The 13583-nt window shown below is 64.7% G+C and carries 18 protein-coding genes; 14 read left to right on the top strand and 4 right to left on the bottom strand.

All coding sequences use genetic code 11. The features are described from left to right. The gene (locus LCM4576_RS34200) at nucleotides 1-594 is read left to right on the top strand and encodes a HupE/UreJ family protein (RefSeq protein WP_071036676.1); all 594 of its coding nucleotides are present in this window, start codon (nucleotides 1-3) and stop codon (nucleotides 592-594) included. 7 nt (nucleotides 595-601) lie between these two features. Then, nucleotides 602-907: an urease subunit beta gene (locus LCM4576_RS34195; protein ID WP_071036668.1), complete on the top strand. Its 306-nt coding sequence runs from the start codon at nucleotides 602-604 to the stop codon at nucleotides 905-907. 50 nt (nucleotides 908-957) lie between these two features. On the opposite strand, the gene LCM4576_RS34190 is transcribed toward LCM4576_RS34195, so the two are convergent. Beyond that, entirely contained in the window at nucleotides 958-1443 is a 486-nt protein-coding gene (locus LCM4576_RS34190; protein WP_244510984.1) for a hypothetical protein, read from the bottom strand. Nucleotides 1444-1560: 117 nt separating this feature from the next. Next, nucleotides 1561-1938 (bottom strand): hypothetical protein, encoded by a 378-nt coding sequence (locus LCM4576_RS34185; protein WP_116389956.1) that lies wholly within the window; start codon nucleotides 1936-1938, stop codon nucleotides 1561-1563. Nucleotides 1939-2105: 167 nt separating this feature from the next. On the opposite strand from LCM4576_RS34185, the gene ureC reads away from it, so the two are divergent. From ureC to LCM4576_RS34140, 9 genes are all read left to right on the top strand, one after another. Further along, nucleotides 2106-3818 carry an urease subunit alpha gene (gene ureC / locus LCM4576_RS34180; protein WP_071036659.1) on the top strand — a complete coding sequence of 571 codons (1713 nt, stop codon included), beginning with the start codon at nucleotides 2106-2108 and terminating at the stop codon, nucleotides 3816-3818. Between the two features lie 60 nt (nucleotides 3819-3878). Further along, complete coding sequence (locus tag LCM4576_RS34175) at nucleotides 3879-4367, top strand: DUF29 domain-containing protein (protein ID WP_071036658.1); 489 nt, start codon at nucleotides 3879-3881, stop codon at nucleotides 4365-4367. 38 nt (nucleotides 4368-4405) lie between these two features. After that, nucleotides 4406-4999, top strand: a complete 594-nt coding sequence (locus tag LCM4576_RS34170) for a hypothetical protein (protein WP_071036657.1) — start codon at nucleotides 4406-4408, stop codon at nucleotides 4997-4999. Between the two features lie 46 nt (nucleotides 5000-5045). Beyond that, the gene (locus LCM4576_RS34165) at nucleotides 5046-5651 is read left to right on the top strand and encodes a glutathione S-transferase family protein (RefSeq protein ID WP_071036655.1); all 606 of its coding nucleotides are present in this window, start codon (nucleotides 5046-5048) and stop codon (nucleotides 5649-5651) included. After that, a complete protein-coding gene (gene ureE, locus LCM4576_RS34160) occupies nucleotides 5648-6214 on the top strand; it encodes an urease accessory protein UreE (RefSeq protein ID WP_071036653.1) in 567 nt (188 codons plus the stop codon). Before LCM4576_RS34165 ends, ureE begins: the two co-directional genes overlap by 4 nt. After that, a complete protein-coding gene (locus tag LCM4576_RS34155) occupies nucleotides 6207-6917 on the top strand; it encodes an urease accessory protein UreF (RefSeq protein ID WP_071036827.1) in 711 nt (236 codons plus the stop codon). Before ureE ends, LCM4576_RS34155 begins: the two co-directional genes overlap by 8 nt. Then, the gene (locus LCM4576_RS34150; protein ID WP_071036651.1) at nucleotides 6875-7315 is read left to right on the top strand and encodes a DUF3995 domain-containing protein; all 441 of its coding nucleotides are present in this window, start codon (nucleotides 6875-6877) and stop codon (nucleotides 7313-7315) included. Before LCM4576_RS34155 ends, LCM4576_RS34150 begins: the two co-directional genes overlap by 43 nt. Then, nucleotides 7312-7944, top strand: coding sequence for an urease accessory protein UreG (ureG, locus tag LCM4576_RS34145; RefSeq protein ID WP_071036649.1), 633 nt, complete (start codon nucleotides 7312-7314; stop codon nucleotides 7942-7944). The genes LCM4576_RS34150 and ureG overlap by 4 nt, the downstream gene beginning before the upstream one ends. Before the next feature lie 74 nt (nucleotides 7945-8018). Next, nucleotides 8019-8786 carry a class II aldolase and adducin N-terminal domain-containing protein gene (locus LCM4576_RS34140; RefSeq protein WP_071036647.1) on the top strand — a complete coding sequence of 256 codons (768 nt, stop codon included), beginning with the start codon at nucleotides 8019-8021 and terminating at the stop codon, nucleotides 8784-8786. Between the two features lie 237 nt (nucleotides 8787-9023). Here LCM4576_RS34140 and LCM4576_RS34135 read toward each other — a convergent pair whose 3' ends face one another. Further along, nucleotides 9024-9656: an HAD family phosphatase gene (locus LCM4576_RS34135; RefSeq protein WP_071036645.1), complete on the bottom strand. Its 633-nt coding sequence runs from the start codon at nucleotides 9654-9656 to the stop codon at nucleotides 9024-9026. A 209-nt stretch (nucleotides 9657-9865) separates the two neighbouring features. Between LCM4576_RS34135 and LCM4576_RS34130 the strand changes: the two genes are divergently transcribed. Further along, nucleotides 9866-10822 (top strand): sugar-binding transcriptional regulator, encoded by a 957-nt coding sequence (locus tag LCM4576_RS34130; protein ID WP_071036642.1) that lies wholly within the window; start codon nucleotides 9866-9868, stop codon nucleotides 10820-10822. A 20-nt stretch (nucleotides 10823-10842) separates the two neighbouring features. Here LCM4576_RS34130 and LCM4576_RS34125 read toward each other — a convergent pair whose 3' ends face one another. Continuing rightward, nucleotides 10843-11028, bottom strand: a complete 186-nt coding sequence (locus LCM4576_RS34125) for a hypothetical protein (RefSeq protein ID WP_040986994.1) — start codon at nucleotides 11026-11028, stop codon at nucleotides 10843-10845. Between the two features lie 100 nt (nucleotides 11029-11128). Between LCM4576_RS34125 and LCM4576_RS34120 the strand changes: the two genes are divergently transcribed. After that, complete coding sequence (locus LCM4576_RS34120) at nucleotides 11129-12037, top strand: LysR substrate-binding domain-containing protein (protein ID WP_071036640.1); 909 nt, start codon at nucleotides 11129-11131, stop codon at nucleotides 12035-12037. A gap of 172 nt (nucleotides 12038-12209) precedes the next feature. Then, nucleotides 12210-13520, top strand: a complete 1311-nt coding sequence (locus LCM4576_RS34115; protein ID WP_071036638.1) for a sugar ABC transporter substrate-binding protein — start codon at nucleotides 12210-12212, stop codon at nucleotides 13518-13520. Nucleotides 13521-13583 lie beyond the last annotated feature (63 nt).

The following is a 13583-nucleotide window of genomic DNA, read 5'->3' as shown; positions in this document are numbered from 1 at the left end:
ATGATTCCCGCTTCGACGAAACGAACCACACTTGCCGCGATCCTTTTCCTGGCGGCCGCCATGCCGGCTTACGCCCATGTCGGCGCAGGCGCCACCTCGTCCTTCGCCGCCGGTTTCGCCCATCCGCTGTCCGGGCTCGACCATATGACCGTGATGATCGCTGTCGGCCTATGGGCGGCGCTGAAGGGCGGCAAGGCGGTTCTTGCCTGGCCGCTTGCCTTTGTCGGCGTGATGCTGGTTGGCGCAGCGCTCGGCATGCTGCATGTGCCGGTGCCCTTCGTGGAGCCGGCCATCCTCGCTTCCGTCGTGGCGCTCGGGCTGCTGGTGGCGCTGGCGATCGACCTGCCGGTCTCCGCCGGTGTCGCCATCATCGGCCTGTTCGCGCTGTTCCACGGTCACGCCCACGGCACCGAAGTGCCGGAAAATGCCGCCGGACTAGACTATATGGCGGGCTTCGCGGTGGCCACGGCGCTGCTGCACGGCATCGGCATCGCGGCGGCTCTCAGCCTCGGCCAGCGCTTCCGCGGCCTCGTGCGTGCCGCCGGCGCCGCGTGTGCTGCGGTCGGCGTCGGCCTCGCCTTCGGCATGTTGTGAGGGCGCCATGATCCCCGGCGAAGTCATCACCGCCAAAGGCGACATCGAGCTGAACGAGGGCTTGCCCACGGTGACGCTCAAGGTCGCCAACAGCGGCGACCGGCCGATCCAGGTCGGCAGCCACTATCATTTCTTCGAGACCAATGAGGGCCTGAAATTCGACCGCGAGCGCGCGCGGGGCATGYGGCTCGACATCGCCGCCGGCACCGCCATGCGCTTCGAGCCGGGACAGGAGCGCGATGTCACGCTGGTGCCGCTGGGCGGCGGGCGCGAGGTCTATGGTTTCCAGCAGAAGGTGATGGGCAAGCTGTGAGGTCCGCCGCCGCGCTCACATCGCTTCGGCGGCCATCACTTCGGGGGCCATCACTTCGGGGGCTTGGCGGCCGCGTAGATGACGACCTTCCCCGGATTGTCGAACTCCACGGCGAGCACGTCCTCGGCCTRCACGCGTCGCGAATCGATCGCGTTGAAGAGCAGGGCGTTCGCCTCGATCTCCTGGCGCRGTTCGGCGACATCCTCCTGATGCTGCTTCACCTTGTTCTCGATGGCCGGCGGCGGCCCGCCTTCGCTGCGCGCGGCATCGGTCAGGAACACGATGTCGACCGTGTCGAGCTTGGTGGTCTTGCGCACCGTGCCGATGTTGTCGCGGGTGCGGTCGATGGCCGTAATGACCTTTCCGGCCTCCGTCTTGGAGAGCGACTCTTCCTGCCGGACATCGGAATCGACGATCGCCGCGGCGGGCTTGTCGCTGTGCAGGGGCTGCACCGCGGATGCCGAATGGGGCGCGGCCATGAAAAGCGCGGCGGCAATCATGGCAATCGGTCTTGCAGAGCGCGGGGCATTCGCCATCATTCGCTCCTGACTGAACTCGTGGCGGGGCGAAAACAGCGAAACGGTCCTGCCTGGCTGCAGGTTCCCTTCAAAAGCCTGCCGGCGGACCGCGAGGCGGCCCGCCCTGGCCCGCGATCAGCTCGCTTTCTTGGTGATCAGCGTCAGCGCGCCATTGGGCTGCATGCTGGCGGCAATCACCTGCGCCGAGCTCATGCCCTTGGCTTCGAGCGCGGATTTCACCTTGGGCGTGGCGTCGATCGATTTACGCAACGTCTGCAGACCGGCATCGCCGCGCTGCGCCACGATTTGGTTGACCTGCGTCTGCGTGTCCTTGGGCAGTTCGGTGATGTCGACGACGTTGACGCTCTGGATCGCCGGCACGGCGGGCTGAGCTTTCGGGGCGGCGGGCGCAGTCGGCGCCGGGCTGGGCTGCGGCGTCGGCTGCTGCTGAGCGCTCGCGGCACCCGCCATCATCAGGGTGGCGGTCGCGGCGAAAACTATCGCTTTGCGCATGGATATTCCTTCCATCGGCTTGGGAGTGATTCCGCCCGCCTCAACGGTTCGATGGGAACGTCCAAATTGGCGCTCAAAGTGTCGCCGGGCGGGTCATTGCGTGACCATTGGGTGGCGACAATGTGTGCCCAGTACGCAATCAATTGGAATTTCGGGAGCAATTTCTGATGGCCAGGATAAGCCGCGCCGCCTATGCGCAGATGTATGGACCGACGGTCGGCGACAAGGTGCGGCTCGCCGACACCGAGCTCTTCATCGAAGTCGAGAAGGACCTTACGGTCTACGGCGAGGAAGTGAAGTTCGGCGGCGGCAAGGTCATCCGCGACGGCATGGGCCAGAGCCAGGTCACGCGGGCGGGCGGCGCGGTCGATACCGTCATCACCAACGCGCTGGTCGTCGATGCGCTCGCCGRCATCGTCAAGGCCGATATCGGCCTGAAGGACGGCCRCATCGCCGCGATCGGCAAGGCCGGCAATCCGGATACGCAAGCCGGCGTCACCATCGTCATCGGCCCCGGCACCGAGATCATCGCCGGCGAAGGCAAGATCCTGACGGCCGGCGGCTTCGACGCGCATATCCATTTCATCTGCCCGCAGCAGATCGAGGAAGCGCTGATGAGCGGCATCACCACGATGCTCGGCGGCGGCACCGGTCCGGCGCACGGCACCTTGGCCACCACCTGCACGCCCGGCCTCTGGCACATGGCGCGCATGATCCAGTCCTTCGACGCCTTTCCGATGAATATCGGCCTGTCGGGCAAGGGCAATGCGTCAAAGCCGGCGGCGCTGGAAGAGATGGTGCTGGCCGGCGCCTGCTCGCTGAAGCTGCATGAGGATTGGGGCACGACGCCCGCCGCAATAGACTGCTGCCTGTCGGTCGCCGACGCCTACGACGTGCAGGTGATGATCCACACCGACACGCTGAACGAATCCGGCTTCGTCGAGAACACGGTGGCGGCCATCAAAGGCCGCACCATCCATGCCTTCCACACCGAGGGCGCCGGTGGTGGCCACGCGCCCGACATCATCAAGGTCTGCGGCCTGCCCAACGTCATCCCGTCCTCGACCAATCCGACCAGGCCCTACACCGTCAACACGCTGGCCGAGCACCTCGACATGCTGATGGTCTGCCATCATCTGTCGCCGTCGATCCCCGAGGACATCGCCTTCGCCGAGAGCCGCATCCGCAAGGAGACGATCGCAGCGGAAGATATCCTGCACGATCTCGGCGCCTTCTCGATCATCTCTTCCGACAGTCAGGCCATGGGCCGCGTCGGCGAGGTGGCGATCCGCTGCTGGCAGACCGCCGACAAGATGAAGCGCCAGCGTGGCGCGCTGCCGGGCGAAACCGGCGACAACGACAATGTCCGCGTCCGCCGCTATATCGCCAAATACACGATCAACCCGGCCATCGCGCACGGCCTGTCGAAGGAGATCGGCTCGATCACGGTAGGCAAGCGCGCCGATCTCGTCTTGTGGAACCCGGCCTTCTTCGGCGTCAAGCCGGAGATGGTGCTGGTCGGCGGCTCGATCGCTGMCGCCCCGATGGGCGATCCCAACGCCTCGATCCCCACGCCGCAGCCGATGCACTACCGGCCGATGTTCGGCGCCTATGGCAAGGCGCTGACCAATTCATCCGTGACGTTCGTCTCGAAGGCGGCGCTCGACGCCGGCCTGCATGAAAGGCTCGGYGTCGACAAGGCGATGATCGCGGTCGAGAACACGCGCGGCGGCATTGGCAAGCACTCCATGGTCCTCAACGACGCCACGCCGCATGTCGAGGTCGATCCGGAAACCTATGAAGTGCGCGCCGACGGCGAACTGCTGACTTGCGAGCCGGCGACCGTGCTGCCGATGGCGCAGAGATATTTTCTGTTCTGACAAGCGGCGTGCGTGCGCGCGTTCTTTGCGATTTTCGCAAATTGAGGGCATGATGCGCCCATGAACAGGATTGATCGTCTCCGGGCGTCGACGCCCTACGAAGCGGACTTCGTCCAGTGGTGTGCGGAGCAAGCCACCCTGCTGCGTGAAGGACGTCTTTCCGAGGTTGACCGAGACAATTTGGCCGAGGAGATCGAGAGCTTGGGAAGGAGGGACAAGCGGGAGATCCGTAGCAGGATGGAAGTACTGATCACCCACCTGCTGAAATGGGAATTCCAACCCGGCCACCGGTGCCATAGCTGGCAAGCGTCGATCTCCGAGCARCGCACCTGGATCGACGGTATCATCAAGGATAGCCCGAGCCTTCGCCGATATCCGGCCCAAATCTTCGAGGAGGCGTATAAAGGAGCTTTGCCCGTTGCTGTCAGAGAGACAGGAATGAAGAAGGCATATTTCCCCAGCGAACCTCCCTTTACACCCAAGCAAGCGCTCGACGGCCGGTTTTGGCCGGGTGGGCCTCTTTCGATGGACGATTTCCTGCRAGACTGACCACCTGCGCTTCTTTCCGCATTCTTTGTTTAAGGTCGATGCCCACCGAAATAGCCTCTCCGCACGATATCTTCCCGCATATCCGCATCGTCATGGGCATGGTGATCGGCCTCGGCGTCACGCGTCTGCTTTCGGGAACCGCCCRCATCGTCCAGCATCCCGGCCAGTACCGGCTCTATGCGGTGCATCTCGCCTGGGTCGCCTCGGTGTTGCTGATGCTGGTGCATTTCTGGTGGTGGGAGTTCGGCCTCTACGCCATCGGGAACTGGACCTTCGGCAAGTACCYTTTCATCATCTTCTACGCCATCACGCTGTTCCTGCTCTGCGCGCTGCTGTTTCCGGATTCGATGCTCGATTACACCAGCTACGAGGATTATTTCTATTCGCGCCGCGCCTGGTTCTTCGGGCTGCTTGGCGCGACCTATCTGCTCGACGTCATCGACACGCTGCTCAAAGGCCCGGAGCATTTCGCCCGCTTCGGCAACGAATATCTGATCCGCACGCCGGTCTTCGTGGCGCTTTGCCTGGTGGCGATCCTGGTGCGCGACCGCCGCTTCCACATCGCCTTCGTCGCGGCCGCGCTGATCTATCAGATATCGTTCATCCTGCGGCTCTTCGACACCATCGTCTGAGCGTTCGCGATGCGGTAGGGTTCTCGAAAAAGGCAAGAGTTCAACCATGTACAAGGCGGTCGGATCGCGCGGCTCCCGGGTCAGCCGGGTGCTCTGGATGCTCGAGGAGCTCGGGCAACCCTACGAGTTCGTCGAGGTCAAGCTGCGCTCGCCGGAGGCCTATGCGCTCAATCCTTCCGGCAAGGTGCCGATCCTGATCGACGGCGATGTCAAGGTCACGGATTCGGCGGCGATCTGCGTCTATCTGGCGGACAAGCACGCGGAGCAGGGCRTGGGCGCCAATCCCGGCCTTGCCGGGCGCGCCGAGATGGATTCCTGGATGCATTTCGCCCAGAGCGAAGTGGAAGCGCCRCTCTGGAACAAGCTGCGCCATCGCTTCCTGCTGCCCAAGGATGTTCGGGTCGATGTCGGCCCGGCCGCGGCCTATGATTTCRCATCCGAAATAAAAGCGCTGGATCGCAGGCTTGGCGATAAATCCTTTGCTTTGGGCGACCRCTTCTCCGCGGTCGACGTGTTGCTGGGCGATATGGGCGGCTGGGCGCGCGCCGGCCGTTTTCCGATCGAGTCCGACCGGGTGAATGCCTATTTCGACCGTGTCCTCGGGCGCCCCGCTCGTGCCCGTGCCCAAGCTAATGGCGGAGCCATGAAATGAAGCTCAACATCACCACCGATTTCACCAAGTTCCCGCGCGCCGTCTCGGTGCTTGCCGCCGGCGACCCGGCTTCGATCACGCCCTATGACAAGGCCGTGCTGCCGCATGACGAGCGCCATCTGCGCCGCCGCGCCGTCGAGRCCGCCGGCGGCGATAAGGTGCTGGTCGACCTGCCCGAACCGGTGGCGCTCGCCAATGGCGACCGGCTGGTGCTGGAGGACGGCCGCCAGCTCGAAATCGTCGCGGCGCCCGAGGAGGTCTACGACATCCGCGCCCGCGGCGCCGTGCATCTGACTGAACTCGCCTGGCACATCGGCAACCGTCACCTTGCGGCGGCGATCGAGGCGGACCRCATCCTCATCCTGCGCGACCATGTCATCAAGGCGATGCTCGAAGGCCTCGGCGCCACGGTGAAAGAGGTTTTGCAGCCGTTCAGCCCCGTGCGCGGCGCTTACTCCGGGCATGGCCACGATCACGGCCATTCGCATGATCATCACGATCATGACCACGGTCACGATCATCATGGTCACGACCATCACCACCACGACCATCACCATGATTGACCAGCCGTCGTCGATAGCGCTGCTGCGGCTTATGGCCTGGCTGTCGCCGGCCTTCCCGGTCGGCGGCTTCTCCTACAGCCACGGGCTTGAGCGCGCCGCGCAGGATGGGCTGATCGCGGATCGTGAAGATCTCGCCGGCTGGCTGGAGACACTGATCGAGATGGGCTCGGGCTGGAACGACGCCGTGCTCTTCGCCGAAAGCTGGCGCCGCGCGCGTGACGGCGGCGATCTGGTCGAAGTCGCCACGCTGGCCGAGGCGCTTGCCGGGTCGCAGGAGCGTCATCTCGAAACCATGCTGCAGGGCGTGGCCTTCCTCCAGGCCGCGTCCGCCTGGTCCTCTCCGGTGCTGCTGCGCTTGCCGGCCGATTGCCCCTATTGCGTTGCCGTCGGCGCCGTTGCCGGTAGCGGCGGCATCGATCTTGCGCAGGCTCTGTCCGCCTTCCTGCAGGCTTTCTTCTCCAATCTGGTGCAGGCGGCGATCAGGCTCGGCGTCGTCGGCCAGGTCGACGCCGTCGCATTGTTAGCCGGCTTCGAAAATCTCGCTATGGACACGGCCGCCCGGGCGGCGGCGTCGACGCTCGACGATCTGGGCGGCGCGGCCTTCATGTCGGACATAGTGGCGATGAGGCACGAAACGCAATATTCGCGGCTGTTCCGCTCATGRCCGTGCTTGCCGTCATCCTCTCCTTCGTCCTGCTTTTGATCACGACGCTGCATGTCTATTGGGGCATAGGCGGCATCTGGCCGGGCACGGACCAGGCGTCCTGCGCGCGTGCCGTGGTCGGCTTCCGCGGCGTCGACGAGATGCCGTCGTCATTCGCGAGTTTTGCAGTCGCCGCGTGCCTCGCGCTCGCGACGCTCTGGCCGCTGGCGCTCGCAGGTGTCTTCGCCACGCCCTTTCCAAGGGAAGGCCTGGCCGCCACGGCGTTGATGATCGGCCTCGTCTTCCTCGGCCGCGGCATTRCCGGCTTCACGCCCTGGTGGCGCCGGCTGGCGCCGGAGCAACCTTTCGCGCGGCTCGACCAAAGCTTCTATTCGCCGCTCTGCCTGCTGATCGGGCTGGGCTTCGCAATCCTTGCCATCACGGAGTTCCCGGCATGACGTCGAAAAACGGTCCTCTTCGCATCGGCATCGGCGGTCCGGTCGGCTCCGGCAAGACGACGCTGACAGAAAAGCTCTGCAAGGCGCTGCGAGACGATTTCTCGATCGCCGTCGTCACCAACGACATCTACACCAAGGAGGATGCGATGATGCTCGCGCGGCTACAAGCATTGCCGGAGGAGCGCATCGTCGGCGTCGAGACCGGCGGCTGCCCGCACACCGCCATCCGCGAGGATGCCTCGATCAATCTGCGCGCCATTGCCGAGTTGAACAGAAAGTTCCCGGATCTCGACATCATCTTCATCGAATCCGGCGGCGACAACCTCGCCGCCACCTTCTCGCCCGACCTTGCCGACCTGACGCTCTATGTCATCTCGGTCTGCCAGGGCGAGGAGATCCCGAGGAAGGGCGGCCCGGCCATCACCCGGTCGGATTTCCTGATCATCAACAAGAGCGATCTGGCGCCCTATGTGAACGTCAACCTCGACGTCATGGAGTCCGATGYCGGCCGCATGCGCGGCAAGCGGCCCTTCGGCTTCACCGACCTGTCGCGCGGCAAGGGCTTGCAGCAAGTGATCGACTTCATTGTCGAGCAGGGCGGGCTGCAGTCGGAACGGCCTGCCGCCTGAGCCGCTGACCTACCAGTTTGCGGTTGCTGGCAGCCGTCAGGCACGGCATTCTCCCCCAAACAGGAGGATTTTCGATGAGCCTTGCCCGCCTGCACAAGGAACCGCTGAGCAACCTGCCCTATTATGAGGAGCGGGTCGACCTCGCCGCCGCCTTCCGCTGGACCGCTCGGCTCAACATGCATGAGGCGGTGGCCAACCACTTCTCGCTGTCGGTCAACGAGGACGGCACGAAATTTCTGATGAATCCCAACCAGGTGCATTTCTCGCGCATCAAGGCGAGCGACCTGCTCCTGATCGACGCCAACGATCCCGACACGCTGTCCGGTCCCAACGCGCCCGACCCGACCGCCTGGGGTCTGCACGGCGCCATCCATCGCAACGTCCCGCATGCGCGTTGCGCCATGCATGTCCATTCCATCCACGCCACCGTGCTTGCTTCGCTCGCCGATTCGACGCTGCCGCCGGTCGACCAGAACTCGRCCATGTTCTTCAACCGCCATGTCGTCGACGCCAATTATGGCGGGCTGGCTTTCGAGGAGGAGGGCGAGCGCTGCTCGCAGCTTCTCACCGACCCCAAGGTCAAGGTGATGGTCATGGGCAATCACGGCGTCATGGTCATCGGCGACACCGTCGCCGACACCTTCAACCGCATGTTCTATTTCGAGCGCGCCGCCGAGACCTACATCAAGGCGCTGTGGACCGGCCGGCCGCTGCGCACGCTCTCCGACGAGATCGCCGAGAAGACCGCGCGCGAAATGGACGACTATCCCGGCCAGGCCGAGCGCCATCTGGCCGAGTTGAAGGCGATCCTCGACGAGGAAGAGYCGGTCTATAGGAATTGATGCTGCGCGACTGATCAGGCCCAGGCTTGATTGCCGCGTGGTTCCCCCAATCCGCCGCTGCTTCGCAGCGCCACCTTTCCCCCCTCCGGAGGGAAAGGAAGGGCGCCGTTCCTCTACCCCGTCGATCGGGGGAGAGGTGGCTCGGCGAAGCCGAGACGGAGTGGGGGTCGACCAGCGCTACGTTGGACAATGCATGCGCCAAGCTGCCCGAAGATGAGGCAGCACCGACGTTCGGGCTTAAAGCCCCAGTTGCGCCCGCAATTCCTCGGCGCTGCTGATCACGATCGCCCYGGCCGGACCTTCCATCGGCGCTTCCGGCCAGAAGATCGTCTTCATGCCGGCCGCCAGTCCGGCCATGGCGCCGGTCAGGCTGTCGTCGACGGCGAATGCGTCGGCCGGCTCGACCCCGGCGAGATAGGCGGCGCGCAGGAAGGGTTCGGGAAGCGGCTTGCCGTCGATCACGTCGTTGCGGCTGACCGTCATCATGCCCGGATAGGTGAGGCCGACGGCGCGCAGATTGGCGTCGACGATCAGCCGGTCGGAGTTGGACACCACCGCCTGCTCGACGCCCAGCGCCCGCAACTCGTTGAACACTTCGATCGCGCCGGGGCGAGGCTTAAGCGTTTCGGCCAGCGGCAGATAGTGATCGTATTTGCGCACGATCCAGTCGTCGAAGGGCAGGTCGAGGCCGAACTCGTCGCGCAGCATCTCGTAGACCGGCCATGCGGCGATGCCCAGCACGCGCTCATGCAGGTCGTGCGGCGGAGCGATGCCGACGCTGCGCAGGGCCGCCGCGAGCGCCGCCTCATGCAACGGCTCGCTGTCGACCAGCGTTCCGTCCATATCCCAGAAAACGGCTTTTGGCGTCATGCGTGGCTCCTTTCGTCGATCCCTTAATCGGTTTCCCGGTGGAGATAAACCGTCCCGCCCGGCAAATGGTCGCAAGCGCGACGAATTGATCCTTCGCCAGCTTGTGAGCCRCTCAAGCAATTGCTCTTCCGATAAGCAATTGCGCGCCGCGATATTCGCTGTAAGCTATGGCGCCCGCTTCAGCATTCTTGCGGGCGGGGAGGCAGGACGTGAATTCGCGACAGGAAACCGGCAACACCAGGTTGGACGACGCCGCGCGCGCCGGCTGGCTCTATTATGTTGCCGGCAACACGCAGGACCAGATCGCCGCGAAGCTCGGCATCTCGAGGCAGACGGCGCAGCGGCTGGTGTCGCTCRCCATGTCGGAAGGGCTGATCAAGGTGCGGGTCGATCATCCGATCGCCAACTGCCTCGACCTTGCCGCCCGCCTGAAGTCACGGTTCGCGCTCGACCTTGTGGAGGTGGTGCCAAGCGATCCGACGTCGAATTCGACGACGATCGGCATCGCCGAGGCGGCCGCGGCCGAGATCGAACGCCGGCTGCGCTCGGACACGCCCATCGTCATGGCGATCGGCACCGGGCGCACRCTGAAGGCGGCGATCGAGCAGCTGCCGCCGATGGACTGCCCGCAGCATAAGGTCGTGTCCTTGACCGGCAACATCTCGCCCGACGGCTCGGYCGCCTTCTACAACGTCATCTTCACCATGGCCGACCGCGTCAAGGCGCGATCCTTTCCGATGCCGCTGCCGGTCATCGCCTCCTCGCCGGAAGAGCGCGAGATGCTGCTCAACCAACCGATGATCCAGCCGACCCTGGCGCTGGCCGCGGAAGCCGACGTCACCTTCGTCGGCATTGGCGATCTCGGGCCCAAGGCGCCGCTTTACGAGGACGGCTTCATTTCCGAAAGCGAGTTGAAGGCGCTGCAGAAGGCCGGCGGCATCGCCGAGATCGTCGGCTGGGTCTTCGACCGCGAAGGCCGTATGATCGAGGGCATCACCAACGACCGCGTGTCTTCCGCCGCGCTGCCGTCGCGGGAAAGGTCGCTGGTCATTGCCTTGGCCATGGGCGAGCGCAAGCTGCCGGGCATCCTGGCGGCCGTCAATCGCCGGCTCGTCAACGGCCTCATCACCGACGAGCGGACTGCCGAAGCCCTGCTTGCCGGCTGATTGCCCATAAAAAGAGCCGGCTATTGCGAGGGGCCGCGCGGGTCGTTGCCGTCGAGAAAACCCATGTCGCGCTGCAGATGCTCGGATAGCTCCCGGACATCGATATAGCCGCGCCTGCGGCCCGAAAACCTTGCAAATTCGCGCACAAGCGTGAAAAACCAGCCGCGTGCCGGGGTGGAAACGAGTTTTTCCTGAACCGTGACCATGATCGTCAGCCTTGAACTGGATTGATCGTCAACCCCAAATATCGGTCTGGCCGGTTCGTGCTTCCAATTAAACCTCGATCATGACCCATAAGGAGGCCTTATGCCCGATCTGAGTTCTCCGCAGCTGGCGCCGCTGCCACCGCTGCAGGCGATCCGGGTATTCGAAGCGGTGGCGAGGCACCTGTCCTTTACGAAGGCAGCGCAGGAACTGGGCATGACCCAGGCGGCCGCGAGCTATCAGATCAAGGTGCTGGAGGAGCGCATCGGCGCGCCGCTGTTCCTGCGCCGTCCGAAGCAGATCGAGCTGACCGAGCCCGGCCAGCGCTTGGCGCCCGCCGTCAGCGAGGCCTTCTCCATCCTGGGCCAGGCCTATGCCGCGGCGCGCGGCGGCGCCGACGGCCTGCTTTGCGTCACCACCGTGCTGACCTTCGCCTCGAACTGGCTGGCGCAGCATCTGGGTTCGTTCCAGCTTGCCCATCCGGCGCTTGCCGTACGGCTCGACACGTCGAGCCGCCTGACCGATTTCGCGCGCGAGGATGTCGATCTCGCCATCCGCTCCGGCGGCGGCAAATGGCCGGGCCTGGAGGCGCACAAGCTGCTCGACGCCGATTTCACGCCGATGCTGAGCCCCAAGCTCGCCGCGAGCATCGGCGGCGTCAAGGAGCCTGCCGACCTCCTGCGCCTGCCGATCCTCGATCCCGGCGACATCTGGTGGTCGCAATGGTTCGCGGCCGCCGGCGTGACCGGGCACGACCTCGCCAAGCGGCCGGGCTCCAGCATGGGCGCGCAGGCCTATGAGGCGAACGCGGCGATGGCCGRCCACGGCGTGGCGATCCTGACCAGGGCCCTGTTCAAGAACGAGATCGCCGACGGCCGCCTGGTCCAGCCCTTCGATCTCGTGGGCGATGACGGCCATGCCTATTGGCTGGTTTATCCGACGGCCCGCCRCAACGTGCCGAAGATCCGCGCCTTCCGCGACTGGATCCTGGCCGAGATCGCCTGCCCGTAAGCAGGCCGCCGCTAGCTCCCCTTCCCGAAGGCCGGCCGCATCGTCGGGCCGGCTCACCTCGCGTCATTTCTGCTGCGACGCAGCATAGATTCCGGCTTGACATAAATCACGGTAAGTGAGTAATTGCTCAGAACCAAGGCAAATGCTCATCTTGGTTTAAGGGAGGAATTTGATGAAACTTCGCACGCTCACCCTGGGCCTGTTGTCGGCCAGCGCCCTCGCTTTCGCCGCGCATGCCGAATCCATCACCATCGCCACCGTCAACAATGGCGACATGGTCCGCATGCAGAAGCTGACGGACGACTTCACCAAGGCAAACCCCRACATCCAGCTCAACTGGGTCACRCTTGAAGAGAACGTGCTGCGCGAGCGCGTCACCACCGACATCGCCACCAAGGGCGGCCAGTACGACGTCATGACCATCGGCACCTACGAGGTTCCGATCTGGGCAAAGCAGAGCTGGCTCCTGCCCCTCGACAAGCTTGGCGACGACTATGACGTCAAGGACATCATCCCGGCCATCGCCGGCGGTCTTTCGGTCGACGGCAAGCTCTACGCCGCGCCCTTCTACGGCGAAAGCTCCTTCGTCATGTACCGCAAGGACCTGATGGAGAAGGCGGGCCTGAAGATGCCCGACGCCCCGACCTGGGATTTCATCAAGCAGGCAGCCGACAAGATGACCGACCGCGCCAACGGCGTGAACGGCGTGTGCCTGCGCGGCAAGGCCGGCTGGGGCGAGAACATGGCCTTCCTCACCGCCATGTCGAACTCCTTCGGCGCCCGCTGGTTCGACGAGAACTGGAAGCCGCAATTCGACCAGCCCGAGTGGAAGAACACGCTGCAGTTCTATGTCGACCTGATGAAGGCCGACGGTCCGGAAGGGGCTTCGTCCAACGGCTTCAACGAGAACCTGGCGCTGTTCCAGCAGGGCAAGTGCGGCATGTGGATCGACGCCACCGTCGCCGCGTCCTTCGTCTCCGATCCGAAGGCCTCGCAGGTCGCCGACAAGGTCGGCTATGCGCTGGCGCCGGACAACGGCCTCGGCAAGCGCGGCAACTGGCTGTGGGCATGGTCGCTGGCGATCCCCGCCGGCACCCAGAAGGCCGACGCCGCCGAGAAGTTCGTCTCCTGGGCAACCTCGAAGCACTATGCCGAGCTGGTCGCCTCGAAGGAAGGCTGGGCTAACGTTCCTCCGGGCACGCGCTCCTCGCTCTATGCCAATCCGGAGTACCAGAAGGCGGCGCCTTTCGCGAAGATGACGCTGGACTCCATCAACGCCGCCGATCCGACGCATCCGACCGTCAAGCCGGTGCCCTATGTCGGCGTGCAGTTCGTCGCCATTCCTGAATTCCAGGGTCTCGGCACCACCGTCGGCCAGCTCTTCTCGGCGGCTCTCGCCGGCCAGTCGAGCGTCGACGATGCTCTCAAGCAGGCCCAGGACGCAGCCACCGCGGCGATGACCGAAGGCGGCTACATCAAGTAAGGCTCCTCCCGGTGCCGAACGCCGGTCGCCTATCATGGCCGGCAAGGGGCCGCCCGAAACCCA

The sequence above is a fragment of the Mesorhizobium sp. LCM 4576 genome, assembly GCF_001854815.1.
Lineage (GTDB): Bacteria > Pseudomonadota > Alphaproteobacteria > Rhizobiales > Rhizobiaceae > Mesorhizobium > Mesorhizobium plurifarium.
Note: the sequence above shows the minus strand (reverse complement) of the source record. Positions and strands in the feature narration are given on the sequence as shown.

Excerpts from the sequence above, each read along its gene's own strand:
- LCM4576_RS34125 (WP_040986994.1), bottom strand. The coding sequence starts at position 11,028 with ATGGTCACGGTTCAGGAAAAACTCGTTTCCACCCCGGCACGCGGCTGG.
- LCM4576_RS34200 (WP_071036676.1), top strand. The coding sequence starts at position 1 with ATGATTCCCGCTTCGACGAAACGAACCACACTTGCCGCGATCCTTTTC.
- LCM4576_RS34185 (WP_116389956.1), bottom strand. The coding sequence starts at position 1,938 with ATGCGCAAAGCGATAGTTTTCGCCGCGACCGCCACCCTGATGATGGCG.